General features: G+C 44.6%; 25 protein-coding genes and 2 pseudogenes. 12 read left to right on the plus strand and 15 right to left on the minus strand.

What is annotated here, in order from left to right:
• Positions 1–103: 103 nt before the first annotated feature.
• Positions 104–160, plus strand: a pseudogene (locus tag AXE83_RS11645) (hypothetical protein); the annotation flags it as partial.
• Between the two features lie 101 nt (positions 161–261).
• Here the strand turns inward: AXE83_RS11645 and AXE83_RS11650 are convergent.
• The 14 genes from AXE83_RS11650 to AXE83_RS11575 form a co-directional block, all read right to left on the minus strand.
• Positions 262–414, minus strand: a complete 153-nt coding sequence (locus AXE83_RS11650) for a hypothetical protein (protein WP_443031026.1) — start codon at positions 412–414, stop codon at positions 262–264.
• A gap of 33 nt (positions 415–447) precedes the next feature.
• Complete coding sequence (locus AXE83_RS11655; protein ID WP_443031027.1) at positions 448–606, minus strand: aminotransferase class-IV; 159 nt, start codon at positions 604–606, stop codon at positions 448–450.
• Positions 607–639: 33 nt separating this feature from the next.
• Positions 640–966 (minus strand): hypothetical protein, encoded by a 327-nt coding sequence (locus AXE83_RS11660; protein ID WP_443031028.1) that lies wholly within the window; start codon positions 964–966, stop codon positions 640–642.
• A 297-nt stretch (positions 967–1,263) separates the two neighbouring features.
• Positions 1,264–1,422, minus strand: a complete 159-nt coding sequence (locus AXE83_RS11665) for an aminotransferase class-IV (protein WP_443031027.1) — start codon at positions 1,420–1,422, stop codon at positions 1,264–1,266.
• Between the two features lie 33 nt (positions 1,423–1,455).
• The gene (locus tag AXE83_RS11670; RefSeq protein ID WP_443031029.1) at positions 1,456–1,662 is read right to left on the minus strand and encodes a hypothetical protein; all 207 of its coding nucleotides are present in this window, start codon (positions 1,660–1,662) and stop codon (positions 1,456–1,458) included.
• A gap of 33 nt (positions 1,663–1,695) precedes the next feature.
• On the minus strand, positions 1,696–1,830 hold the full coding sequence (locus AXE83_RS11675; RefSeq protein ID WP_443031030.1) for a hypothetical protein: 135 nt from the start codon (positions 1,828–1,830) through the stop codon (positions 1,696–1,698).
• 9 nt (positions 1,831–1,839) lie between these two features.
• The gene (locus AXE83_RS11680) at positions 1,840–2,430 is read right to left on the minus strand and encodes a hypothetical protein (protein WP_443031031.1); all 591 of its coding nucleotides are present in this window, start codon (positions 2,428–2,430) and stop codon (positions 1,840–1,842) included.
• Positions 2,431–2,583: 153 nt separating this feature from the next.
• A complete protein-coding gene (locus tag AXE83_RS11685; protein WP_150114506.1) occupies positions 2,584–2,910 on the minus strand; it encodes a hypothetical protein in 327 nt (108 codons plus the stop codon).
• 81 nt (positions 2,911–2,991) lie between these two features.
• Positions 2,992–3,294, minus strand: coding sequence for a hypothetical protein (locus AXE83_RS11690; RefSeq protein WP_150114507.1), 303 nt, complete (start codon positions 3,292–3,294; stop codon positions 2,992–2,994).
• Positions 3,295–3,327: 33 nt separating this feature from the next.
• Positions 3,328–3,582 (minus strand): hypothetical protein, encoded by a 255-nt coding sequence (locus tag AXE83_RS11695; RefSeq protein WP_150114508.1) that lies wholly within the window; start codon positions 3,580–3,582, stop codon positions 3,328–3,330.
• Positions 3,583–3,855: 273 nt separating this feature from the next.
• Positions 3,856–4,134: a hypothetical protein gene (locus AXE83_RS11560; protein ID WP_150114509.1), complete on the minus strand. Its 279-nt coding sequence runs from the start codon at positions 4,132–4,134 to the stop codon at positions 3,856–3,858.
• Between the two features lie 129 nt (positions 4,135–4,263).
• Positions 4,264–4,686, minus strand: coding sequence for a hypothetical protein (locus tag AXE83_RS11565; protein WP_190279317.1), 423 nt, complete (start codon positions 4,684–4,686; stop codon positions 4,264–4,266).
• Positions 4,687–4,719: 33 nt separating this feature from the next.
• The gene (locus AXE83_RS11570) at positions 4,720–5,718 is read right to left on the minus strand and encodes a hypothetical protein (RefSeq protein ID WP_190279318.1); all 999 of its coding nucleotides are present in this window, start codon (positions 5,716–5,718) and stop codon (positions 4,720–4,722) included.
• A 33-nt stretch (positions 5,719–5,751) separates the two neighbouring features.
• Positions 5,752–6,150, minus strand: a complete 399-nt coding sequence (locus AXE83_RS11575) for an MSCRAMM family adhesin SdrC (RefSeq protein WP_223299866.1) — start codon at positions 6,148–6,150, stop codon at positions 5,752–5,754.
• Between the two features lie 682 nt (positions 6,151–6,832).
• On the opposite strand from AXE83_RS11575, the pseudogene AXE83_RS11580 reads away from it, so the two are divergent.
• Positions 6,833–12,070: pseudogene (locus tag AXE83_RS11580) on the plus strand (hypothetical protein); the annotation flags it as partial.
• Between the two features lie 737 nt (positions 12,071–12,807).
• Here AXE83_RS11580 and AXE83_RS11700 read toward each other — a convergent pair.
• Complete coding sequence (locus AXE83_RS11700) at positions 12,808–12,930, minus strand: hypothetical protein (RefSeq protein ID WP_443031032.1); 123 nt, start codon at positions 12,928–12,930, stop codon at positions 12,808–12,810.
• A gap of 34 nt (positions 12,931–12,964) precedes the next feature.
• Between AXE83_RS11700 and AXE83_RS11705 the strand changes: the two genes are divergently transcribed.
• From AXE83_RS11705 to secA2, 10 genes are all read left to right on the plus strand, one after another.
• Positions 12,965–13,141 carry an LPXTG cell wall anchor domain-containing protein gene (locus AXE83_RS11705; RefSeq protein WP_060956352.1) on the plus strand — a complete coding sequence of 59 codons (177 nt, stop codon included), beginning with the start codon at positions 12,965–12,967 and terminating at the stop codon, positions 13,139–13,141.
• Between the two features lie 424 nt (positions 13,142–13,565).
• Positions 13,566–14,576, plus strand: coding sequence for a sugar transferase (locus AXE83_RS01570; protein WP_060955165.1), 1,011 nt, complete (start codon positions 13,566–13,568; stop codon positions 14,574–14,576).
• An 8-nt stretch (positions 14,577–14,584) separates the two neighbouring features.
• Positions 14,585–17,038 carry an SP_1767 family glycosyltransferase gene (locus AXE83_RS01575; protein ID WP_060955166.1) on the plus strand — a complete coding sequence of 818 codons (2,454 nt, stop codon included), beginning with the start codon at positions 14,585–14,587 and terminating at the stop codon, positions 17,036–17,038.
• Between the two features lie 14 nt (positions 17,039–17,052).
• Complete coding sequence (locus AXE83_RS01580) at positions 17,053–18,282, plus strand: glycosyltransferase family 8 protein (protein ID WP_060955167.1); 1,230 nt, start codon at positions 17,053–17,055, stop codon at positions 18,280–18,282.
• The gene (locus AXE83_RS01585; protein WP_060955168.1) at positions 18,279–19,475 is read left to right on the plus strand and encodes a glycosyltransferase family 8 protein; all 1,197 of its coding nucleotides are present in this window, start codon (positions 18,279–18,281) and stop codon (positions 19,473–19,475) included. The genes AXE83_RS01580 and AXE83_RS01585 overlap by 4 nt, the downstream gene beginning before the upstream one ends.
• A gap of 130 nt (positions 19,476–19,605) precedes the next feature.
• Positions 19,606–20,823: an accessory Sec system protein translocase subunit SecY2 gene (gene secY2, locus AXE83_RS01590; RefSeq protein ID WP_060955169.1), complete on the plus strand. Its 1,218-nt coding sequence runs from the start codon at positions 19,606–19,608 to the stop codon at positions 20,821–20,823.
• A gap of 9 nt (positions 20,824–20,832) precedes the next feature.
• Positions 20,833–22,413 (plus strand): accessory Sec system protein Asp1, encoded by a 1,581-nt coding sequence (gene asp1, locus AXE83_RS01595; protein ID WP_060955170.1) that lies wholly within the window; start codon positions 20,833–20,835, stop codon positions 22,411–22,413.
• On the plus strand, positions 22,397–23,929 hold the full coding sequence (gene asp2, locus AXE83_RS01600; RefSeq protein WP_060955171.1) for an accessory Sec system protein Asp2: 1,533 nt from the start codon (positions 22,397–22,399) through the stop codon (positions 23,927–23,929). The genes asp1 and asp2 overlap by 17 nt, the downstream gene beginning before the upstream one ends.
• On the plus strand, positions 23,926–24,366 hold the full coding sequence (gene asp3 / locus AXE83_RS01605; protein WP_060955172.1) for an accessory Sec system protein Asp3: 441 nt from the start codon (positions 23,926–23,928) through the stop codon (positions 24,364–24,366). The genes asp2 and asp3 overlap by 4 nt, the downstream gene beginning before the upstream one ends.
• A complete protein-coding gene (gene secA2 / locus AXE83_RS01610; protein ID WP_443031033.1) occupies positions 24,353–26,731 on the plus strand; it encodes an accessory Sec system translocase SecA2 in 2,379 nt (792 codons plus the stop codon). Before asp3 ends, secA2 begins: the two co-directional genes overlap by 14 nt.
• The last annotated feature ends 1 nt before the right edge of the window (position 26,732 follow it).

Genomic DNA, 26,732 nt, shown 5'->3' on the forward strand with positions numbered 1-26,732 from the left:
CATTCAGCAAGATCAGTTGCAGAACTTGTTTAAGAAGCCTGCTATTGATGTGACTGAGGTCAAAGATAAAAATCACTTAACGGATACTGATAAGGAAAAAGTTCGCGAAGAAATCAGAAAAGCTCACGATAAGGTTGTTCCAAACGGTCGCGATCGTATTTCTAGCATTGACGTAAGTGAGGACGGTATTGCAACAGTCTACTATAAAGATAATGCTAAAGTGGCATCTGGTAGTCAACCATATCCACCAACTGTCTATGGTCAAGATGAAACTGTTTCAGATAAGAAATATCGTTCTGAATCTGCTTCGGCTTCAACCAGTGCATCAGAGTCAGCGTCAACCAGTGCGAGCCAGTCAGCAAGCACATCAGCGTCTGAGTCAGCATCAACAAGTGCAAGCCAGTCAGCCAGCACATCAGCATCTGAATCAGCGTCAACAAGTGCTAGTCAGTCAGCAAGCACATCAGCATCTGAATCAGCGTCAACAAGTGCGAGCCAATCAGCAAGCACAAGCGCGTCTGAGTCAGCATCAACAAGTGCAAGCCAGTCAGCCAGCACATCAGCATCTGAATCAGCGTCAACCAGTGCAAGCCAGTCAGCAAGCACATCGGCTTCAGAGTCAGCGTCAACAAGTGCTAGTCAATCAGCAAGCACAAGCGCGTCTGAATCAGCAAGTACAAGTGCGAGCCAATCAGCAAGCACATCGGCATCTGAATCAGCGTCAACCAGTGCGAGCCAATCAGCAAGCACATCGGCTTCAGAGTCAGCGTCAACCAGTGCAAGCCAGTCAGCAAGCACAAGCGCGTCTGAATCAGCATCAACAAGTGCAAGCCAGTCAGCAAGCACATCGGCATCAGAGTCAGCGTCAACAAGTGCGAGCCAATCAGCAAGCACAAGCGCGTCTGAATCAGCATCAACAAGTGCGAGCCAATCAGCAAGCACAAGCGCGAGCCAATCAGCAAGCACAAGTGCTAGTCAATCAGCAAGCACAAGCGCGTCTGAATCAGCGTCAACAAGTGCAAGCCAATCAGCAAGCACATCGGCATCTGAATCAGCGTCAACAAGTGCTAGTCAATCAGCAAGCACATCGGCATCTGAATCAGCATCAACAAGTGCGAGCCAATCAGCAAGCACAAGCGCGAGCCAATCAGCAAGCACAAGTGCTAGTCAATCAGCAAGCACAAGCGCGTCTGAATCAGCGTCAACAAGTGCAAGCCAATCAGCAAGCACATCGGCATCTGAATCAGCGTCAACAAGTGCTAGTCAATCAGCAAGCACATCGGCATCTGAATCAGCGTCAACCAGTGCAAGCCAATCAGCAAGCACAAGCGCGTCTGAATCAGCATCAACCAGTGCAAGCCAGTCAGCAAGCACATCAGCATCTGAATCAGCGTCAACCAGTGCGAGCCAATCAGCAAGCACATCAGCATCTGAATCAGCGTCAACCAGTGCTAGTCAGTCAGCAAGCACATCAGCATCTGAATCAGCGTCAACAAGTGCGAGCCAATCAGCAAGCACAAGCGCGTCTGAGTCAGCATCAACAAGTGCAAGCCAATCAGCAAGCACATCGGCATCTGAATCAGCGTCAACCAGTGCGAGCCAATCAGCAAGCACATCGGCTTCAGAGTCAGCGTCAACCAGTGCAAGCCAGTCAGCAAGCACAAGCGCGTCTGAATCAGCGTCAACAAGTGCTAGTCAATCAGCAAGCACATCGGCTTCAGAGTCAGCATCAACAAGTGCGAGCCAATCAGCAAGCACAAGCGCGTCTGAATCAGCATCAACAAGTGCGAGCCAATCAGCAAGCACAAGCGCGAGCCAATCAGCAAGCACAAGTGCTAGTCAATCAGCAAGCACAAGCGCGTCTGAATCAGCGTCAACAAGTGCAAGCCAATCAGCAAGCACATCGGCATCTGAATCAGCAAGTACAAGTGCGAGCCAATCAGCAAGCACATCGGCATCTGAATCAGCGTCAACCAGTGCGAGCCAATCAGCAAGCACATCGGCTTCAGAGTCAGCGTCAACCAGTGCAAGCCAGTCAGCAAGCACAAGCGCGTCTGAGTCAGCATCAACAAGTGCAAGCCAGTCAGCCAGCACATCAGCATCTGAATCAGCGTCAACAAGTGCAAGCCAGTCAGCAAGCACATCAGCATCTGAATCAGCGTCAACAAGTGCAAGCCAGTCAGCAAGCACAAGCGCGTCTGAATCAGCAAGTACAAGTGCGAGCCAATCAGCAAGCACAAGCGCGTCTGAATCAGCATCAACAAGTGCAAGCCAGTCAGCAAGCACATCGGCTTCTGAGTCAGCGTCAACAAGTGCAAGCCAGTCAGCAAGCACATCAGCATCTGAATCAGCGTCAACAAGTGCGAGCCAATCAGCAAGCACATCGGCCTCTGAGTCAGCAAGTACAAGTGCAAGCCAATCAGCAAGCACATCGGCTTCAGAGTCAGCGTCAACAAGTGCTAGTCAATCAGCAAGCACAAGCGCATCTGAATCAGCATCAACAAGTGCAAGCCAGTCAGCAAGCACATCGGCATCAGAGTCAGCGTCAACAAGTGCGAGCCAATCAGCAAGCACAAGTGCTAGTCAATCAGCAAGCACAAGCGCGTCTGAATCAGCGTCAACAAGTGCAAGCCAGTCAGCAAGCACAAGCGCGAGCCAATCAGCAAGCACATCGGCATCAGAGTCAGCGTCAACAAGTGCAAGCCAGTCAGCAAGCACAAGCGCATCTGAATCAGCATCAACAAGTGCAAGCCAGTCAGCAAGCACATCGGCATCAGAGTCAGCGTCAACAAGTGCGAGCCAATCAGCAAGCACATCGGCATCAGAGTCAGCGTCAACAAGTGCGAGCCAATCAGCAAGCACATCGGCTTCAGAATCAGCGTCAACAAGTGCGAGCCAATCAGCAAGCACATCAGCATCTGAATCAGCGTCAACAAGTGCTAGTCAATCAGCAAGCACATCGGCATCTGAATCAGCGTCAACAAGTGCTAGTCAATCAGCAAGCACATCGGCATCTGAATCAGCGTCAACAAGTGCAAGCCAATCAGCAAGCACATCGGCATCAGAGTCAGCGTCAACAAGTGCAAGCCAGTCAGCAAGCACATCGGCTTCAGAGTCAGCGTCAACAAGTGCGAGCCAATCAGCAAGCACAAGCGCGTCTGAGTCAGCATCAACAAGTGCGAGCCAATCAGCAAGCACATCGGCTTCAGAGTCAGCGTCAACAAGTGCGAGCCAATCAGCAAGCACATCAGCATCTGAATCAGCAAGTACCAGTGCAAGCCAATCAGCAAGCACATCGGCATCTGAATCAGCGTCAACAAGTGCTAGTCAATCAGCAAGCACATCGGCATCTGAATCAGCGTCAACAAGTGCAAGCCAATCAGCAAGCACATCGGCTTCAGAGTCAGCGTCAACAAGTGCAAGCCAGTCAGCAAGCACATCGGCTTCAGAGTCAGCGTCAACCAGTGCGAGCCAATCAGCAAGCACAAGCGCATCTGAATCAGCGTCAACAAGTGCGAGCCAATCAGCAAGCACATCAGCATCTGAATCAGCGTCAACCAGTGCAAGCCAATCAGCAAGCACATCAGCATCTGAATCAGCAAGTACAAGTGCTAGTCAATCAGCAAGCACAAGCGCGTCTGAATCAGCATCAACAAGTGCAAGCCAGTCAGCAAGCACATCGGCCTCTGAGTCAGCAAGTACAAGTGCTAGTCAATCAGCAAGCACAAGCGCGTCTGAATCAGCATCAACAAGTGCAAGCCAGTCAGCAAGCACATCAGCATCTGAATCAGCGTCAACAAGTGCGAGCCAATCAGCAAGCACATCAGCATCTGAATCAGCGTCAACCAGTGCTAGTCAGTCAGCAAGCACATCAGCATCTGAATCAGCATCAACAAGTGCAAGCCAGTCAGCAAGCACAAGCGCGTCTGAGTCAGCATCAACAAGTGCAAGCCAGTCAGCAAGCACATCAGCATCTGAATCAGCATCAACAAGTGCGAGCCAATCAGCAAGCACAAGTGCGAGCCAATCAGCAAGCACATCGGCTTCAGAGTCAGCGTCAACAAGTGCGAGCCAATCAGCAAGCACAAGCGCGTCTGAGTCAGCATCAACAAGTGCAAGCCAGTCAGCAAGCACAAGCGCGTCTGAATCAGCAAGTACAAGTGCTAGTCAATCAGCAAGCGCAAGCGCATCTGAATCAGCGTCAACAAGTGCGAGCCAATCAGCAAGCACATCGGCCTCTGAGTCAGCAAGTACAAGTGCTAGTCAATCAGCAAGCACAAGCGCGTCTGAATCAGCATCAACAAGTGCAAGCCAGTCAGCAAGCACATCAGCATCTGAATCAGCATCAACAAGTGCGAGCCAATCAGCAAGCACAAGCGCATCTGAATCAGCGTCAACAAGTGCGAGCCAATCAGCAAGCACAAGCGCGTCTGAATCAGCATCAACAAGTGCAAGCCAGTCAGCAAGCACAAGCGCGTCGGCTTCAGCAAGTACATCAGCTTCAGAGTCAGCGTCAACAAGTGCAAGCCAGTCAGCAAGCACATCGGCTTCAGAGTCAGCGTCAACAAGTGCGAGCCAATCAGCAAGCACAAGCGCGTCTGAGTCAGCATCAACAAGTGCAAGCCAGTCAGCAAGCACAAGCGCATCTGAATCAGCGTCAACAAGTGCGAGCCAATCAGCAAGCACATCGGCCTCTGAGTCAGCAAGTACAAGTGCTAGTCAATCAGCAAGCACAAGCGCGTCTGAATCAGCATCAACCAGTGCAAGCCAGTCAGCAAGCACATCAGCATCTGAATCAGCATCAACCAGTGCGAGCCAATCAGCAAGCACAAGCGCGTCTGAATCAGCAAGTACAAGTGCGAGCCAATCAGCAAGCACATCGGCATCAGAGTCAGCGTCAACAAGTGCGAGCCAATCAGCAAGCACATCGGCTTCAGAGTCAGCGTCAACAAGTGCGAGCCAATCAGCAAGCACATCGGCATCAGAGTCAGCGTCAACAAGTGCGAGCCAATCAGCAAGCACATCGGCTTCAGAGTCAGCAAGTACAAGTGCGAGCCAATCAGCAAGCACATCGGCTTCAGAGTCAGCAAGCACAAGCGCGTCTGAGTCAGCATCAACAAGTGCAAGCCAGTCAGCAAGCACAAGCGCGTCTGAATCAGCAAGTACAAGTGCGAGCCAATCAGCAAGCACAAGCGCGTCTGAATCAGCAAGTACAAGTGCGAGCCAATCAGCAAGCACATCGGCATCAGAGTCAGCGTCAACCAGTGCGAGCCAATCAGCAAGCACAAGCGCATCTGAATCAGCGTCAACAAGTGCGAGCCAGTCAGCAAGTACATCGGCTTCTGAGTCAGCGTCAACAAGTGCAAGCCAGTCAGCAAGCACATCGGCTTCAGAGTCAGCGTCAACAAGTGCAAGCCAATCAGCAAGCACAAGCGCATCTGAATCAGCATCAACAAGTGCGAGCCAATCAGCAAGCACAAGCGCGTCTGAATCAGCGTCAACAAGTGCAAGCCAATCAGCAAGCACAAGCGCATCTGAATCAGCGTCAACAAGTGCGAGCCAATCAGCAAGCACAAGCGCGTCTGAGTCAGCATCAACAAGTGCGAGCCAATCAGCAAGCACAAGCGCATCTGAATCAGCATCAACCAGTGCAAGCCAGTCAGCAAGCACATCAGCATCTGAATCAGCATCAACCAGTGCGAGCCAATCAGCAAGCACATCGGCTTCAGAGTCAGCGTCAACAAGTGCTAGTCAATCAGCAAGCACAAGCGCGTCTGAATCAGCAAGTACAAGTGCGAGCCAATCAGCAAGCACATCGGCTTCAGAATCAGCGTCAACCAGTGCAAGCCAGTCAGCAAGCACATCGGCCTCTGAATCAGCGTCAACAAGTGCGAGCCAATCAGCAAGCACATCGGCTTCAGAGTCAGCGTCAACAAGTGCGAGCCAATCAGCAAGCACATCGGCTTCAGAATCAGCATCAACAAGTGCAAGCCAGTCAGCAAGCACATCGGCTTCAGAGTCAGCGTCAACCAGTGCGAGCCAATCAGCAAGCACATCGGCTTCAGAGTCAGCGTCAACAAGTGCGAGCCAATCAGCAAGCACATCAGCATCTGAATCAGCGTCAACCAGTGCAAGCCAGTCAGCAAGCACATCGGCTTCAGAGTCAGCGTCAACCAGTGCTAGTCAATCAGCAAGCACAAGCGCGTCTGAATCAGCATCAACAAGTGCAAGCCAGTCAGCAAGCACATCGGCCTCTGAGTCAGCAAGTACAAGTGCTAGTCAATCAGCAAGCACAAGCGCGTCTTAATCAGCATCAACAAGTGCTAGTCAATCAGCAAGCACAAGCGCGTCTGAGTCAGCGTCAACAAGTGCGAGCCAATCAGCAAGCACATCGGCTTCAGAATCAGCGTCAACCAGTGCAAGCCAGTCAGCAAGCACATCGGCCTCTGAATCAGCGTCAACCAGTGCGAGCCAATCAGCAAGCACAAGCGCATCAGAGTCAGCGTCAACCAGTGCGAGCCAGTCAGCAAGCACATCAGCGTCTGAGTCAGCATCAACAAGTGCAAGCCAGTCAGCAAGCACATCAGCATCTGAATCAGCGTCAACCAGTGCGAGCCAATCAGCAAGCACAAGCGCGTCTGAGTCAGCATCAACAAGTGCAAGCCAGTCAGCAAGCACATCAGCATCTGAATCAGCGTCAACCAGTGCGAGCCAGTCAGCAAGCACAAGCGCATCTGAATCAGCGTCAACCAGTGCAAGCCAGTCAGCAAGCACAAGCGCGTCTGAATCAGCAAGTACAAGTGCAAGCCAGTCAGCAAGCACAAGCGCGTCTGAATCAGCAAGTACAAGTGCAAGCCAGTCAGCAAGCACAAGCGCGTCTGAATCAGCATCAACAAGTGCAAGCCAGTCAGCAAGCACAAGCGCGTCTGAATCAGCATCAACAAGTGCGAGCCAATCAGCAAGCACATCGGCTTCTGAGTCAGCGTCAACAAGTGCAAGCCAGTCAGCAAGCACATCGGCTTCAGAGTCAGCGTCAACCAGTGCGAGCCAATCAGCAAGCACAAGCGCATCTGAATCAGCATCAACAAGTGCGAGCCAATCAGCAAGCACATCGGCTTCAGAGTCAGCGTCAACAAGTGCTAGTCAATCAGCAAGCACAAGCGCGTCTGAATCAGCAAGTACAAGTGCGAGCCAATCAGCAAGCACATCGGCTTCTGAGTCAGCGTCAACCAGTGCAAGCCAGTCAGCAAGCACATCGGCCTCTGAATCAGCGTCAACAAGTGCGAGCCAATCAGCAAGCACAAGCGCATCAGAGTCAGCGTCAACCAGTGCGAGCCAGTCAGCAAGCACATCAGCCTCTGAGTCAGCAAGTACAAGTGCAAGCCAGTCAGCAAGCACATCAGCATCTGAATCAGCGTCAACCAGTGCGAGCCAATCAGCAAGCACAAGCGCGTCTGAGTCAGCATCAACAAGTGCAAGCCAGTCAGCAAGCACATCAGCATCTGAATCAGCGTCAACAAGTGCGAGCCAGTCAGCAAGCGCATCTGAATCAGCGTCAACCAGTGCAAGCCAGTCAGCAAGCACAAGCGCGTCTGAATCAGCATCAACAAGTGCAAGCCAGTCAGCAAGCACAAGCGCGTCTGAATCAGCGTCAACCAGTGCAAGCCAGTCAGCAAGCACATCGGCTTCTGAGTCAGCGTCAACAAGTGCAAGCCAGTCAGCAAGCACATCGGCTTCAGAGTCAGCGTCAACAAGTGCGAGCCAATCAGCAAGCACAAGCGCGTCTGAATCAGCATCAACAAGTGCGAGCCAATCAGCAAGCACATCGGCATCAGAGTCAGCGTCAACAAGTGCGAGCCAATCAGCAAGCACAAGCGCGTCTGAGTCAGCATCAACAAGTGCATCAGCTTCAGCAAGCACATCGGCTTCTGAGTCTGCATCAGCATCAGCCTCAGCAAGCACAAGTGCGTCTGAATCTGCATCAACAAGTGCGTCAGCGTCAGCAAGCACATCAGCCTCTGAGTCAGCGTCAACAAGTGCCTCAGCTTCAGCAAGCACATCAGCGTCTGAGTCAGCCTCAACAAGTGCGTCAGTCTCAGCAAGCACATCAGCTTCTGAATCTGCATCAACAAGTGCGTCAGCGTCAGCAAGCACATCAGCCTCTGAGTCAGCCTCAACAAGTGCGTCAGTCTCAGCAAGCACATCAGCTTCTGAATCTGCATCAACAAGTGCGTCAGCGTCAGCAAGCACATCAGCCTCTGAGTCAGCGTCAACCAGTGCCTCAGCTTCAGCAAGCACATCGGCTTCTGAGTCTGCATCAACAAGTGCGTCAGCGTCAGCAAGCACATCAGCCTCTGAATCAGCGTCAACAAGTGCCTCAGCTTCAGCAAGCACATCAGCGTCTGAGTCAGCGTCAACAAGTGCGTCAGTCTCAGCAAGCACATCAGCTTCTGAATCTGCATCAACAAGTGCCTCAGCTTCAGCAAGCACATCGGCTTCTGAGTCTGCATCAACATCAGCCTCAGCGTCAGCAAGCACATCAGCCTCTGAATCAGCGTCAACAAGTGCCTCAGCTTCAGCAAGCACAAGTGCATCAGAATCAGCATCAACAAGCGCATCAGAGTCAGCGTCAACAAGTGCCTCAGCTTCAGCAAGCACATCAGCATCTGAGTCAGCCTCAACAAGCGCTTCAGCGTCAGCAAGCACATCGGCTTCTGAGTCAGCGTCAACAAGTGCGTCAGTCTCAGCAAGCACATCAGCTTCTGAATCTGCATCAACAAGTGCGAGCCAATCAGCAAGCACATCGGCTTCTGAGTCTGCATCAACATCAGCATCAGCCTCAGCAAGCACATCAGCCTCTGAATCAGCGTCAACAAGTGCCTCAGCTTCAGCAAGCACAAGTGCATCAGAATCAGCATCAACAAGCGCATCAGAGTCAGCGTCAACAAGTGCCTCAGCGTCAGCAAGCACAAGCGCCTCTGAATCAGCGTCAACAAGCGCGTCTGCTTCAGCAAGCACATCAGCATCTGAGTCAGCGTCAACAAGTGCCTCAGCTTCAGCAAGCACATCGGCTTCTGAGTCAGCATCAACATCAGCTTCAGCCTCAGCAAGTACAAGCGCGTCTGAATCAGCATCAACAAGTGCAAGCCAGTCAGCAAGTACAAGCGCGTCTGAATCAGCGTCAACAAGTGCGAGCCAGTCAGCAAGCACAAGCGCGTCTGAGTCAGCATCAACAAGTGCGTCAGCGTCAGCAAGCACAAGCGCCTCTGAATCAGCGTCAACATCGGCTTCTGAGTCTGCGTCAACATCAGCATCAGAGTCAGCCTCAACAAGTGCCTCAGCTTCAGCAAGCACATCAGCGTCTGAATCAGCAAGTACAAGTGCAAGCCAGTCAGCAAGCACAAGCGCGTCTGAATCAGCATCAACAAGTGCAAGTCAATCAGCAAGCACAAGCGCGTCTGAATCAGCAAGTACAAGTGCGAGCCAATCAGCAAGCACAAGCGCGTCTGAATCAGCATCAACAAGTGCAAGCCAGTCAGCAAGCCAATCAGCATCTGAATCAGCGTCAACAAGTGCGAGCCAGTCAGCAAGCACATCAGCATCTGAATCAGCATCAACAAGTGCTAGTCAATCAGCAAGCACAAGCGCGTCTGAATCAGCAAGTACAAGTGCGAGCCAATCAGCAAGCACATCGGCATCAGAGTCAGCGTCAACAAGTGCGTCAGTCTCAGCAAGCACATCAGCTTCTGAATCTGCATCAACAAGTGCCTCAGCTTCAGCAAGCACATCGGCTTCTGAGTCTGCATCAACATCAGCATCAGCGTCAGCAAGCACATCAGCCTCTGAATCAGCGTCAACAAGTGCCTCAGCTTCAGCAAGCACAAGTGCATCAGAATCAGCATCAACAAGCGCATCAGAGTCAGCGTCAACAAGTGCCTCAGCTTCAGCAAGCACATCGGCTTCTGAGTCTGCATCAACATCAGCATCAGCGTCAGCAAGCACATCAGCCTCTGAATCAGCGTCAACAAGTGCCTCAGCTTCAGCAAGCACAAGTGCATCAGAATCAGCATCAACAAGCGCATCAGAGTCAGCGTCAACAAGTGCCTCAGCTTCAGCAAGCACATCAGCATCTGAGTCAGCCTCAACAAGCGCTTCAGCGTCAGCAAGCACATCGGCTTCTGAGTCAGCGTCAACAAGTGCGTCAGTCTCAGCAAGCACATCAGCTTCTGAATCAGCATCAACAAGTGCGAGCCAATCAGCAAGCACATCGGCTTCTGAGTCTGCATCAACATCAGCATCAGCCTCAGCAAGCACATCAGCCTCTGAATCAGCGTCAACAAGTGCCTCAGCTTCAGCAAGCACAAGTGCATCAGAATCAGCATCAACAAGCGCATCAGAGTCAGCGTCAACAAGTGCCTCAGCGTCAGCAAGCACAAGCGCCTCTGAATCAGCGTCAACAAGCGCGTCTGCTTCAGCAAGCACATCAGCATCTGAGTCAGCGTCAACAAGTGCCTCAGCTTCAGCAAGCACATCGGCTTCTGAGTCAGCATCAACATCAGCTTCAGCCTCAGCAAGTACAAGCGCGTCTGAATCAGCATCAACAAGTGCAAGCCAGTCAGCAAGTACAAGCGCGTCTGAATCAGCGTCAACAAGTGCGAGCCAATCAGCAAGCACAAGCGCGTCTGAGTCAGCATCAACAAGTGCGTCAGCGTCAGCAAGCACAAGCGCCTCTGAATCAGCGTCAACAAGTGCGAGCCAGTCAGCAAGCACATCAGCGTCTGAATCAGCAAGTACAAGTGCAAGCCAGTCAGCAAGCACAAGCGCGTCTGAATCAGCATCAACAAGTGCAAGTCAATCAGCAAGCACAAGCGCGTCTGAATCAGCAAGTACAAGTGCGAGCCAATCAGCAAGCACAAGCGCGTCTGAATCAGCATCAACAAGTGCAAGCCAGTCAGCAAGCCAATCAGCATCTGAATCAGCGTCAACAAGTGCGAGCCAGTCAGCAAGCACATCAGCATCTGAATCAGCATCAACAAGTGCTAGTCAATCAGCAAGCACAAGCGCGTCTGAATCAGCAAGTACAAGTGCGAGCCAATCAGCAAGCACATCGGCATCAGAGTCAGCGTCAACAAGTGCAAGCCAGTCAGCAAGCACAAGCGCATCTGAATCAGCATCAACAAGTGCTAGTCAATCAGCAAGCACATCAGCATCTGAGTCAGCAAGTACAAGTGCTAGTCAATCAGCAAGCACAAGCGCGTCTGAGTCAGCATCAACAAGTGCAAGCCAGTCAGCAAGCACATCAGCATCTGAATCAGCATCAACAAGTGCAAGTCAATCAGCAAGCACATCAGCATCTGAGTCAGCGTCAACAAGTGCGTCAGTCTCAGCAAGCACATCAGCTTCTGAATCTGCATCAACAAGTGCCTCAGCTTCAGCAAGCACATCGGCTTCTGAGTCTGCATCAACATCAGCATCAGCCTCAGCAAGCACATCAGCATCAGAGTCAGCGTCAACAAGTGCGTCAGCGTCAGCAAGCACAAGTGCCTCAGCTTCAGCAAGCACAAGTGCCTCAGCTTCAGCAAGCACATCAGCATCTGAATCAGCGTCAACAAGTGCGTCAGCGTCAGCAAGCACATCGGCTTCTGAGTCAGCATCAACATCAGCTTCAGCCTCAGCAAGCACAAGTGCCTCAGCTTCAGCAAGCACATCGGCTTCTGAGTCTGCATCAACATCAGCTTCAGCCTCAGCAAGCACATCAGCTTCAGCCTCAGCAAGCACAAGTGCGTCTGAATCAGCGTCAACAAGTGCGTCAGCGTCAGCAAGCACAAGTGCCTCAGCTTCAGCAAGCACATCAGCATCTGAATCAGCGTCAACAAGTGCTTCAGCCTCAGCAAGCACAAGCGCCTCTGAATCAGCGTCAACAAGTGCGTCAGCGTCAGCAAGCACATCAGCATCAGAGTCAGCCTCAACAAGTGCATCAGCGTCAGCAAGCACATCGGCCTCTGAATCAGCCTCAACAAGTGCGTCAGCTTCAGCAAGCACAAGCGCCTCTGAATCAGCGTCAACGTCGGCTTCTGAGTCAGCATCAACAAGCGCATCAGAGTCAGCATCAACAAGTGCCTCAGAGTCAGCGTCAACATCGGCTTCTGAATCTGCATCAACAAGTGCATCAGAATCAGCAAGCACAAGCGCATCTGAATCTGCATCAACATCAGCTTCAGAATCAGCGTCAACAAGTGCCTCTGAGTCAGCATCAACAAGTGCGTCTGAATCAGCAAGCACAAGTGCATCAGAATCAGCAAGCACAAGCGCTTCAGAGTCAGCATCAACAAGTGTGTCTGAATCAGCAAGCACAAGTGCATCAGAATCAGCAAGCACATCAGCTTCTGAGTCTGCATCAACAAGTGCCTCAGAGTCAGCGTCAACATCAGCTTCTGAATCAGCAAGCACAAGCGCATCAGAGTCAGCATCAACAAGTGCGTCTGAATCAGCAAGCACATCAGCTTCAGAATCAGCATCAACAAGTGCCTCTGAGTCAGCAAGCACAAGCGCATCTGAGTCAGCATCAACAAGTGCGTCAGAGTCTGCATCAACGTCAGCTTCAGAATCAGCAAGCACATCGGCTTCAGAATCAGCAAGCACAAGCGCATCTGAATCAGCGTCAACGTCGGCTTCTGAATCAGCATCAACAAGCGCCTCTGAATCAGCGTCAACATCAGCATCAGAGTCAGCCTCAACAAGTGCGTCAGCTTCAGCAAGTACATCAGCATCTGACACAATCGTTACAAGTAAGGGAATGCCAGAGATTTATTCTATTGAAAGTTTGAATATCGAAAGCATACTTACATCAGAGTCAGCGTCAACCAGTGCTTCAGCAAGCACAAGTGCCTCAGAGTCAGCGTCAACCAGTGCTTCAGCTTCAGCAAGCACAAGCGCTTCAGAGTCAGCGTCAACCAGCGCGTCTATGATTCATTCGACTTCAACTAGTCAAGTTCCACAAACTGATACCACTAAGGCCCGTAAGCAATTACCAAATACTGGTGAAACAGCTTCAGCTACAAATGCTCTCCTTGGAGTTGTAGCAGGTCTAACAGGGCTAGGTTTAGTAGCTAAACGTCGAAAACGTGATGATGAAGAATAAAACCTATCTGAACTAGTTGTAATAGATTAGTAAGATGTGAAAACCTCCATGAGTTCGATTTCTCATGGAGGTTTTTTTCTATAATGGATGATGCAAAGGTTATCTGACTTTATGAAATTGTATAAAAATGGTATACTATTAATGGTAGAATTTTACCAGTGATGATGATTTTTGTATTTGCCCTATATGCTAGCAAATAAGATAGTTCTCCATTTTAGGTGCTTAAAAAGGAATTGGAGTATTGAAATCTTTATTTTGCAAATAGGTATATATTCTTGCTCTCATCTTGCATAACAATTAAACAAACTTTAACTATCGATGATGAGAATTGAATAGTATAAAAATGTAGATATTGGAAGAATACGACATAAATTATAAAAAGAAGGAGCAACTTCTTTTCTTGGAATTCGTAAAGAGAGAAACTATGAAACTACACTTAACCAATCTTTATGGTATGGCTGGAGACAGTACCGTTATTCTAGCTCAAAATGCCGTTCAAAAAATTTCGATGACACTAGGTTTCCGAGAAGTGGGAATCTACTTTTATAACATAGCTGCAGATACGCCCTCAGAAATGAACAAACGCTTGGATGGTATCATGGCCAGTATTTCTTTTGGGGATATTCTGGTTTTTCAATCTCCGACCTGGAATGGCTTTGAGTTTGATCGTCTCTTCCTTGCTAAATTAAAGGATTTACGTGTCAAAATTGTCTGCTTTATCCACGATGTACCTCCTTTGATGTTTGAGAGCAATTACTATCTGATGAAAGAGTACATCTCGATGTATAATTTATCAGACGTTCTGGTAGTTCCATCAGAAAGAATGAAGGAACGTTTAATTCAAGAAGGATTAACGACCAAGAAAATTCTCATTCAGGGGATGTGGGATCATCCGCATGATTTATCTCTTTATACACCCGCCTTTAAAAAGGAAATCTTCTTTGCTGGTAGTTTGGAGAGATTTCCAGATCTGCAAAATTGGTCCCAGGATACGCCTCTTAGAGTCTTTTCAAATCAGGGCGTCGCTAATGAACAAGCCAAGAATCTCAGCATTGAAGGATGGAAACGAGATGAGGAAATGCTCTTGGAATTATCGAAAGGTGGTTTTGGTTTAGTCTGGGGAACCTACCAAAATCAAGGAGAAAGCCAAGACTACTATAGTTTGAATCTCTCTCATAAAGTAAGTAGCTATTTAGCAGCTGGTCTTCCAATTATTGTGCCACCTAGCTTATCGATTGCTTCCTTTATCGTGGATCAAGGTTTAGGATTTATCGCAAATAACCTACAAGAAGTTCATGAAATAGTCGACAATATGACACTAGAAAAGTATCAAGCCATGACAGAGCGAATCAAGACCTTCAGTTATTTAATAAAAGAAGGATACTTTACAAAAAAATTACTGGTAGATGCCATCTATCAATTAGGAATTAACTAGGAGAATATATGAAAAAAGCAATTGTACTAGCTGGAGATTGTTCCTATACTTCCCAGCTCGAAACGACTATCAAGTCAATTTTATATCACAATCGAGATCTTAACATTTATATTTTAAACCAAGATATCATGCCAGACTGGTTTCGGAAGCCTCGCAAAATAGCCCGAATGCTGGGAAGTGATATCATCGATGTGAAGTTACCTGAGCAAGCTGTGTTTCAGCAGTGGAGTAAGCATGATCATATCAGTGCGATTGCCTATGCTCGTTATTTTATCGCCGACTATGTTCCAGAAGACAAGGTTTTATATCTAGATTCGGATTTAATTGTGAATGATTCTTTAGAGGGATTATTTACTAATAATCTTGGAGATAAGTGGCTGGCTGCTGTTCGGGATACAGAGGGAATTACCTTTAATACAGGAGTTTTATTAATTAATAATGCCAAATGGAAACAAGAGAATATTAAAGAGTTATTAATTTCTCAATCAATTGATACTCTAAAAATAGTAGCAGAAGGTCGTTTTAAAAATTTCAATGGTGATCAAACTATTTTTAATCAGGTTGTTAAGAATAACTGGTTAGAATTGGACCGTCGATTCAACTTGCAAGTTGGACATGATACTGTCGCTTTTTTTAGTAACTGGCCTAATTTTTTTGATGAATCATCCTACAGACCTGTTGTTTTACATTTTTTATCTCATAGAAAACCTTGGACGACACTAGTAGCTAACCGCTACCGTGATCTCTGGTGGGAGTTTCATGATTTAGAATGGACGCAAGTTTTGCAGCACCATATGGGCGAGTTTGAGCTGGTTTCCCCTCAAACCAGAGAATTTTCTTGTTTAACACTGACAAATTCTCAAGATTTGGAAGGGATAGAAGAACTGCTTACAGCTTTACCAGATGTGATTTTCCATATCGCAGCCTGGACCGATATGGGAGAAAAGCTAAAAAGACTGGCAAGTTATGATAATATCCGCCTACATCCTCAAATTGTTCCTCCAGTATTAGAAAATCTTAAAAATATAGTCTCAATCTACCTTGATATTAACCATGGCAATGTGGATCAGACCATGCTAGATTCCATGAAAAAACAAGGGAAGCCTATGCTGGCTTTTCAATCCACCCAACATGGAAATTGTGGCCAAGTTTCATTCGAAACAGGGAAAACTGCTTTGATGGTTGAGGCGATCAAAGATTTCAAGGAGAATGGACGCTTTACAAGAATTTATAAAGCGCCAGAATTAACGTGTTTAACCTTTACAGCGTCACAAGAATTAGAACAATTGGACTACTTAGCAGAACAATTGCCAAATGTAGCCTTTCATGTAGCAGCCTGGACTAGCATGGGTCCAAAACTCTATGACCTATCTAAACGTTATCCAAACATCCACCTCCATCCTGCGATTTCAAAAGAAAAACTCGAAGAGCTAAAAGAGCAGATGGATGTTTATCTGGATATTAACCTAGAAACCTCGACTTCATATATGGTTGCAGATGTAGCTCAACTGTCTAAGCCTGTCTTTGCTTTTTATAAATCTCAAAATGGCTATCATGGTCAAAGATTATATTCGAGTGAGCACCCTGAACGGATGTTAGGAGATCTACAGAAACTCCTTGATGGAGAACCTCTAGCAAAACAAGAAGACCCTATTCAGGTTAAGAGCATTGATGAAACTCTGGATTATATCATTGACAACCAGTCGTCTTTAGTCCGCTTTGGAGATGGCGAGATCAATATGCTTGCTGGGCATTCAATTCCCTACCAACTCTATGATGAAGAGCTCGTGTCTACTATGCGTGAGATTATAGGTCTAGAAAGCACGAAAGACCTAGTAGTCTGCCTTCCTGATGCTTTTACGGATCGTTTTAAATTTACATCATGGGCGATTCCCTTCTGGAAAGAACATATGGATCATTATATGGACTTCTATCGTGAACTCTGCACGGATTCGTGGTATGGTTCAACCTTTGTATCACGTCCCTACATTGATTTCGAAGATAAGAGTCAGGCCAAAGGTCAATTTGATAAATTGAAAAGTATTTGGAAAAATCGTGACCTACTTATCGTAGAAGGGGCTACTTCGCGTTCGGGCGTCGGCAATGATTTATTTGCTGAAGCAAAATCGATTAAACGAATCGTTTGTTCATCTCATAGTGCCTATTCGCGTGTTGATGAGATTGAGCAAGAGATAGAAAAGCATGCAGATGGGCGTCTTGTTTTGTGTATGCTTGGGCCTACAGCCAAGGTTTTGGCTTACCGTCTAAGCCAGAAAGGTCATCAGGTCTTAGACATTGGACACATCGACTCAGAGTATGAGTGGATGAAAATGGGGGCTAAAACCAAGGTTAAATTTGCCCATAAACATACGGCTGAATATAATTTTGATCAAGATATTGAATTTATCGAAGATGAGACCTATACAAGTCAAATAGTTGCTGACTTATCAAAGGCAACTTAGTAAAAGGAGAACGAATGAAAAAACAGCAGTCAGTTATCTTTGCAGGAGATTATGCCTATATTCGTCAAATTGAAACTGCTATAAAATCAATCTGTCGCCATAATAGCCATTTGAAAATATATGTACTCAATCAAGATATTCCACAAGAATGGTTTATGAATATTCGAACCTATATTCAACAAATGGGTGGGAATTTGATTGATTGCAAGGTTATTGGAGCAAAATATAAGATGAACTGGACTAATCAGTTGCCTCATATCAATCACATGACCTTTGCCCGCTACTTTATTCCAGATTTTGTCGAAGAAGATAAGGTCCTCTACTTAGACAGTGATTTAGTTGTGACTGGTGATTTAAGTCAGCTGTTTGAAATAGATCTAGAAGAAAATTATTTGGCAGCAGCTCGTTCTTGTTTTGGTGCAGGAGTTGGTTTTAATGCAGGAGTATTATTAATCAATAATAAAAAGTGGAAATCAGATAATATCAGACAGAGATTGGTTGATTTAACTGAGAGAGAGCATGAAAACGTGGGAGAAGGAGATCAGTCTATTCTCAATATTCTCTTTAGGGATAGTTGTTATCAGCTAGAAGATACCTATAATTTTCAAATAGGTTTTGATGCTGGTGCAGCTGAAATGAATCATCGTTTTGTCTTTGATTTTCCGCTAACACCTCTTCCAAAAATTTTACACTATATCTCTCCAGACAAACCTTGGAACCAATTTTCTGTTGGTCGTCTCAGAGACCAATGGTGGCACTATTCCATGATGGAGTGGTCATATATCATATCTACTTGGAGAGAAAAGAATCTTGTTTATGCTACAGATATATACAAACCCAAGTTAAAGTGCATGAACCTAACAAATTCTTGGTGTGTTAAGAAAATAGATTATCTGGCTCAACACTTGCCTGAGGTCCATTTTTACATTGCTGCTCAGACATTTATGGCAGATGAACTGAAGCGTTTATCAGCTTTTCAAAATGTGACCCTCTATCCAAATTCCTTCCCTCTTTTAGTGGAGAATGTTCTTGAACAAGCGGATCTTTATTTAGACCTAAACATGGACCAAAAACTAACTTACATTTATGATTTGGTTCAAAAACACCAAAAGCCGATGCTCAGTTTTGATAGTAGTCGTTGTCCAGATTTGCCTGATAATTGCTATGCAGGTATTTACTCTGAAAGTCGACCAGAAGAATTGGTAGAAGCAATTAAGTGCTATATGAAGGAGAGAGAATTGTGAGAAAGTCAATTGTACTAGCAGCAGATAATGCCTATCTCATTCAGTTAGAAACAACCATTAAATCGATTTTGTATCATAATCAAGATGTTGATTTTTATATACTAAATAGTGATATCGCACCAGAGTGGTTCAAGTTATTAGCAAAGAAAATGACAGTTGTGAATTCTACTATTCACAATGTCCATTTGAGCAAAGAGATATTTGAAGGTTATAAGACCGGCCCTCATTTAAATTACGCTTCATACTTTCGTTTTTTTGCTACGGAAGTGGTTCATTCTGAACGAGTTCTGTATCTTGATTCAGATATCATTGTGACAGGGGACTTGTCGCCTTTATATACAATGGATCTTCAAGGCTATTATGTAGGTGCTGTCGATGATGTATATGCCTACGAAGGTAGGGAATCAGGATTTAATTCTGGTGTTTTAATCATGGATGTCGCAAAATGGAAAGAGCACTCAATTGTTAATAGTCTATTAGAATTAGCAGCAGAACAGAATCAGGCTGTGCATCTAGGGGACCAAAGTATTTTAAATATTTACTTTGAAAACAAATGGCTGCCCTTAGACCAAACTTATAATTATATGGTAGGTGTAGATATCTATCACCTAACTCAGAAGTGTCAACGTCTGGACGATCAGCCACCAGTAATTGTTCATTTTGCTAGTCATGATAAGCCATGGAACACCTACAGTATTTCACGGCTTCGTGAACTCTGGTGGACTTATAGAGATTTGGATTGGACAGAGATTGCTTTTAAACGTTCTAGTTTGAACTACTTTAAACGGAGTAATCAATCTCAAAAACAAGCGATGATTGTGACTTGGAGTGCTAATGTAGAGCATTTAGAGTATTTGATTAGTAGCCTACCAGATTGGCATTTCCATCTAGCAGCTCCAGTTTACTGTATTGAGTCGGTCACAAAGCTATCCTCTTATCCTAATATGACTTTGTACCAGTCTATCCTTCATCAAAGAATTGATTGGTTATTGGATGATTCTAGTGTTTACTTGGATATTAATAGGGGTGATGAAGTCTTGGATGTAGTTTCAAGAGCAAAAGAAAGAGGAAAGAAAATTTTTGCTTTTGAAGACACTCGAAAAAAAGCTGAAGATAGTATCTATGATGGCATTTTCTCTATCGATAAACCAGAGGACTTGGTAGCTGCTATGAAAAACTTGGATACTAACTAATTACCAAGTGATTGAGAGTTACCTGTAAGATTAGAGGATGAGTGAAGAATGATATAATTTTCAAATCTCATTTGTAACAACAGCTTGAGTGATTTGACCGCAACCTATAACTAATGAAAAGGAGTATTTCGTGAAACGATTTTTTTCATCAATAGCAGTAAAGAAAGGCCTAGGAACCTTGTTTCTGCTCTTTATTTATGTATTAGGGAGTCGGATTACTCTTCCTTTTATCGATTTGAATAGCAGGGATTTCCTTGGTGGTGCTACCGCCTATTTGGCCTTTTCAACCGCAATTACAGGTGGAAATTTACGGAGCTTGTCAATCTTTTCAGTCGGTTTATCTCCTTGGATGTCATCGATGATTTTATGGCAGATGTTCTCCTTTTCTAAGCGTTTGAATCTTGCCTCTGGTTCGGCAGAGGTTCAAGATCGGAGAAAGATGTATCTAACCTTGACAATCGCTTTGATTCAATCGCTAGCTTTAGCGGTAAATCTACCAATCAAGGACAATTATAATACACTCTTGGTACTCATACTCAACACGACCTTGCTGATAGCCGGAACTTTTTTCTTGATATGGTTATCAGATATTAACTCGGTGATAGGTGTTGGTGGCTCTATTGTCATCTTGTTGACCAGTATGATTATTTATATTCCCCAAGACATTGTACAATCCATACAAAAATTAGGGATTCCTATGTGGATTATCGTAATACTTGGAGCGATGGGGATCGTATTTGCCTATCTCATCGCAATTTTTTATCGTGCTCGTTATCGGATTCCAGTCAATAAGATTGGTCTTCACTCTCGCTTTAAGCGTTATTCTTATTTTGATATAATGCTGAATCCTGCAGGTGGGATGCCCTTCATGTACGTGATGAGTTTAATTAACTTACCAACTTACTTGCTTCTTTTGTTGCAATTATTTGATCCAGGAAATCCAGTTTATCAACAAATAACGATCCAATATGCGATGGGGAAACCCTTGTGGATTTATACCTATATAGCGACCTTGTTTGTCTTTAGTATTGCCTTTGCTTTTGTCAATATTAGTGGAGAACAGGTGGCGGAACGGATGAAAAAATCTGGCGAGTATATTTATGGCATCTATCCAGGTGAGGACACTAGTAAATATATCAATAATCTAGTATTCAAGTTTGCTATTGTAGGTGGTATCTTTAATGTGTTGTTCGCAGGTCTACCGATGTTGTTTGTTTTAGTTGATGAACAATTATTGAGAGTGAGTATGATACCAGGTTTATTTATGATTTTAAGTGGTATGATCTTTAACATTAAAGATGAAATTAGAGCACTGAAATTAAACGAAACTTATAAACCACTGATTTAGGAGAGTGTAATGTATTATTTTATTCCGGCTTGGTATGGTAGCCATCGGCAGTGGCATGCTGATCTCATTCCATGGTATCGTGCTTCTTTTAAATTAGAATTTGACGATACCTTTAATCAGATTCGGATGCTGCATAGACAGGAACTATCAACATGTCTATTGCTTTTAGCCTATCAACCACATCTTCGCTATTTTTTACATCGTCATGGTGTTTTAGAGGCGGAAGTATATTCTATTTTTGATGAGATGCAGGATATTACTGATATTTCTCCACGAGTACTAAATATCAGAGATATTGAGTGGGATAAGGACTGTGAATTTATGTACAGTCCTTTCGCCATTATTGTCCAAAAAGATGGAAAACGCTATGCCCAGATTGAGCATGGTGTGGAAGGATTTATTAGTGATATCCAGTATTTTGATACCCTAGGTCGGATGACCAGTCACTATATTATGGATGATCGAGGCTTTGTTTCGAGCGTCATTTATTATCAGGACAATTATCCAGCTTATCAAGATTACCTGAATCCTGAAGGAATTTGGCAATTCAGAGAGTATTTGCAAGAGGATGGTAGGGTAGAGATTAATCCTATTTTTGCCTTTCGTTTTCATTCGCTCCATTATAGTGATATGGGGCAGTTAGTTGCTGAATTTTTCGAGAGACGACTCGAAAAGATTCATGAGAGTGGTGATTTGTTTATTGTCCCATCTGATTCGCGACATAACGATTTCATCTTAGAACGTTTACCCGAAGCAAATCCAAAAATCTTGAGCCTTTTCATCGGTCGTAATCCAAAGGAGGCTATGAGAGACCTACTTGATCCTATATCCAAGGTCGATTTGGTTTTGGTTGATAGGGAGGATAGCCTTCAGCTTTTGCAGGACTTGTATCCAGATAAATACAATCTGTTCAAACATTTATCGCCATTTGATACTCGTTTGAGATTAGGAAAAAGTCAGACAAAGAGGGAATCCATTATTTACTATCAACTTAATTTTGAAGAAGAAGTGGACAAAGAAGGACTTTTCCAAATCTTATCCTTCCTTGCAGAGACCAAAGACACTGAGGTAATTTTTGGTGCTTTTGCTGCCAATAACGATCAGATGGAGAGAGTCGCAGAGGTAATTCAGGAAATTATAGATGAAAAATTCTCAGCAGAAATTTTTGAGAAAGCAATCGACTTTGAAGGGGCTGAAAATCCTTTAACGGAAAATGCTCAGCAGAAACTCCGTTACCGCTTGTTAAACATCAATGATGAATTGGAAATGATTAAGACCTTAGAATATGTTCGTTTGATTGTTGATTTGAATCCCCAACCTCACCTATATACCCAAATAGCGGGAATTAGTGCAGGGATTCCTCAGGTGAATCAAGTAGAGACTGTCTATGTTGACCATTTGAAAAATGGCTACCTGCTTTCTACTATCTCAGAATTTAAGAAAGCAGCCCATTACTACCTGGATACCCTAAAAGAGTGGAATCAGTCTTTGATTTACTCGATTGATAAGATCAAGGAACATACAGGTGAAAAATTTGTGGAAAAACTAGATCAATGGATAGAGGAGAGTACAAATGTCAAAGGATCTTAAAATCCTACAGATAGGGACAGAAAATTGGAAACATCGTTATGAGATCCCTAAGAAATTGGAATGGTATTATATTTATCCTAATTCTCCTAAGGCTCTTAAGGAAACGATAAAAATGGATGAGATTCGCAAGTTCAATGCAATTCTCATCGAAGATGGCCGTTACTTGATTGACCTACTCCCAATTATTAAAATAATCGAGCCCTATACGATTTTCTATAACCAAGAGTTTCAAACAAGCAATCCTCTTATTTTGGATTTAATCAAAAAACGCTGTGCCCAAGCAATTGACTTTTCAGACCCACAGAAGCTCTTAAAAGATTTATCTACTTCCTTATTTGGTGGTGGATACGGGGACAAGATGAAACCAGCTACAATTGAGGTTCATCCAAGTTTTAAGGGATCTATTTCTTATCAAGGATTTGAGTATCTGCTCTTAGAGGGGGATTTTGGTTCTGAGTTTTCTCCAGTAGCTACTTGGAAATATAACTTTGTCTCTTCAACAAAACTTCCAATCGAATTGTGGTTAGAGTATGAAAAAAGTGAAGGTGTAGAATTTCAGTTTCGGGTAAAAAAAATGCCTGAAGGTTCGGTTTCAGATGTAGTTGAAGACTTGATCTATACAGAAGAGGACCTGAAGACATCCCTAATCATGGATCAGGATTACAATTCCTACCTCTGTATGTCTGTCGAGGCGCGTGGTCAGGGAATCCTAAAACTAGGAAGTTTACACCAACGTTGGAGTCGGAAGTACTTTGGGAAATTTGTTCTCGGAGGGAATATCTTACACGATAACAAGCGTGATGAGATTAACTACTTCTTCCATCCTGGCGATTTTAAACCACCATTAGCTGTTTATTTCGCAGGGTTTCGTTCTGCCGAGGGATTTGAAGGATACTGGATGATGCAAAATTTTAAGTGTCCCTTCATCCTGTTCTCTGATCCTCGATTAGAAGGTGGAGCATTTTACCTAGGTAGTGAAGAACTAGAAGAAAAAATCAAACAAACGATTGAACATTATCAGGAATACTTAGGTTTTGATAAAAAAGATTTGATCTTATCAGGTTTATCAATGGGAACCTTCCCCTCTCTTTACTATGGCTCATTCTTCGAACCGAAAGGAATCGTTGTAGGTAAACCCTTAGCAAATTTGGGAACAATTGCAAGACGTGGTAGATTGGAAGCACCAGGTGTCTTTCCAACAGGATTCGACGTACTTCATCATCAAACTGGAGGAATCAGCCCAGCCCACATGGATGAGTTGGATAACCGTTTTTGGTCTGCCTTCAAACAAGCAGATTTTTCTCAAACGACGTTTGGTCTTTCTTACATGAAGGATGAAGATATGGATAGTCATGCTTATGATCAGCTAGTCACTACGCTCTGTCAAACTGGAGCGAAGATCTTATCAAAGGGAACAGCCGGTCGACACAATGATGATACAGGGACCAACGTTACCTGGTTTATCCATTTTTATAATATGATATTACAAGCAGAATTTGGAAGAGGTGAGACATGATTATAAATCAAAGAGAAGACATACTCTGGGGAGATATGGGAGCAACTTACCTGTATGGAACTCGAGTTCAGTTTTGGGAAGATGGCCATATCAGTCTTTCAAATCCATTACTAGCTCCAGGAGAAGTTCTCAAATCATGGCTTTCAAGCTTGAATTATCAAGGTGGTAGAAGTCAACCCAGCCTACCTCTCTTAAAAAGAAATCATCGCTATCAATTTACCATGAATATGACTTGTTATCCTGAAAATAGCATTTACATCAAACTAGTTTTCTTGGACCGTTACGACGAAGTGCTAGAAGAAAAAGTTGAAAAAACCTTATCTTTTTCTTTCGTTTATCCTGAGGATGCTTATACCTATAGAGTTTCTCTCATTGCTGCTGGGTTTGAGTCACTCGATTTTTATTCTTTCTCAATTAAGGAGTATGATCGTGTTTAATAGTTTGTATCAAAATAGAAAACTCAGAAAAGTCAGAGCTACTTTAAAAAAGATCAATGGTCTCAAAGATGAGATGGCAGCTCTTAGCGATGAAACCTTGGCAGCAAAAACGGTAGAGTTTCGTCAACGTTTAGCAGAGGGGGAAACCCTAGATGACTTACTTGTTGAAGCTTTTGCAGTTGTACGAGAAGCTGATAAGCGAATCCTAGGAATGTTTCCTTATGATGTTCAAGTTATGGGGGGCATTGTCATCCACCAGGGGAACGTTGCGGAGATGAATACTGGTGAAGGAAAGACTTTGACTGCGACCATGCCTCTTTATCTCAATGCGCTAACTGGAAAAGGCGCTATGTTGATTACGACCAATGAATATCTTGCAAAGCGTGACGCAGAGGAAATGGGGCCGGTCTATCGATTCTTAGGTTTGAGTATAGGAATCCCATTCACTGATGATCCTGAGGAAGAATTAAAAGCCGAAGATAAAAGGAAAATTTATAACTCAGATATTATCTATTTGACCAATAGTAGTCTAGGTTTTGATTATCTAACTGATAATCTGGCTTCCAGTAGTAACGAAAAGTTTTTGTGCCCATTTGATTATGTCATCATTGATGAAATTGATGATATTTTACTAGATAGTGCACAGACCCCACTCATCATTGCGGGATCTCCTCGCGTTCAGTCCAACTACTATGGCATCATCGATACTTTAGTAACGACCATGGTTGAAAATGAAGACTATATCTTTAAAGAAGAAAAAGAAGAGATATGGTTGACTACAAAGGGGGCTAAAACTGCTGAAAACTTCCTAGGGATTGATAACTTGTATAAGGAAGAATACGCGACTTATGTACGACATCTAGTCTATTCCTTGAGAGCTCATAAGTTGTTTACGAAAGATAAGGAGTATATCATTCGAGATGATGAAATGATTCTCTTGGATAAAGGAACAGGTCGTTTGATGGAAATGACCAAGTTGCAGGGAGGTCTTCATCAGGCTATCGAAGCCAAGGAGCATGTGAAACTCTCTCCTGAAACGCGGGCGATGGCTTCTATCACCTATCAAAGTCTTTTCAAAATGTTTAATAAGATATCAGGAATGACTGGGACTGGGAAGGTCGCAGAGAAGGAATTTTTGGAAACTTATAATATGTCTGTTATCCGAATTCCGACCAATCGTCCCTTAATCCGAAAAGACTATCCAGACAATCTTTATGTAACACTACCAGAAAAGGTTTATGCTTCACTTGAATGTATCAAGGAATACCATATCAAAGGAAACCCACTACTAGTCTTTGTCGGATCTGTTGAGATGTCGCATCTCTATTCGTCCCTACTGTTACGGGAAGGAATTGCCCATAACGTCTTGAATGCCAATAATGCTGCGCGTGAGGCACAAATTGTCTCAGAATCAGGTCAGATGGGAGCCGTGACGGTTGCAACATCCATGGCAGGTCGAGGAACAGATATTAAATTGGGACCGGGTGTTGCAGAACTCGGTGGCCTAGTAGTCATCGGTACAGAACGAATGGAAAGCCAGCGAATCGATCTGCAAATCAGAGGACGCTCGGGTAGACAAGGAGACCCAGGTCTGTCGAAGTTTTTTGTATCATTAGAAGATGATGTTATCAAGAAGTTTGGTCCATCCTGGGTTCACAGAATGTACAAGGAGTATAGTGTTGCTGATATTACTCAACCACAAATCCTTGAGGGAAGAAAATATCACCGACTGGTTGAGAAGGCTCAAAATGCAAGTGATAGTGCTAGTCGCGCCAACAGACAGAGAACACTAGAATATGCTGAGAGTATGAATATCCAACGTGATCTCATCTATAAGGAAAGAAATCGTTTAATAAACGGTGATAGGGATCTTCGAGATGTATTATCTGAGATGATTGACGAGTATATTGAAACAATTTTATCTGAAAACATAAAAACTAGAGAAGAATTATTTCACTATATTGTCACGAATATCAGTTTTAATATCCGAGAATTACCTCTTGATCTAGTCATTGAAGATGAACAAGAGTTGAGAAATTTCTTGATTCAGATCATTAACAGTGAGTTAAATGATAAGAAGACCTTGTTAGAACCTCATGATTTATATGACCAATTTTTGAGAGTTTCCATGCTTAAAGCCATTGATGATAACTGGGTAGAACAGGTGGACTACCTGCAACAATTGATGATGGCAATTGGCGGACAATCAGCCAGTCAAATGAACCCTATCGTAGAATACTACCGAGAAGCCTATATGGGATTTGAAGCCATGAAAGAGCAAATTCGTTCAGATATGGTACGAAATATCTTGATGGGCTTGGTACAGATGGGACCTAAGGGTGAAATCGTAACCCATTTTCCATAAA

Origin of the sequence: Streptococcus sp. oral taxon 431 (assembly GCF_001553685.1) — a bacterium.
In the GTDB taxonomy this organism is placed as follows: domain Bacteria; phylum Bacillota; class Bacilli; order Lactobacillales; family Streptococcaceae; genus Streptococcus.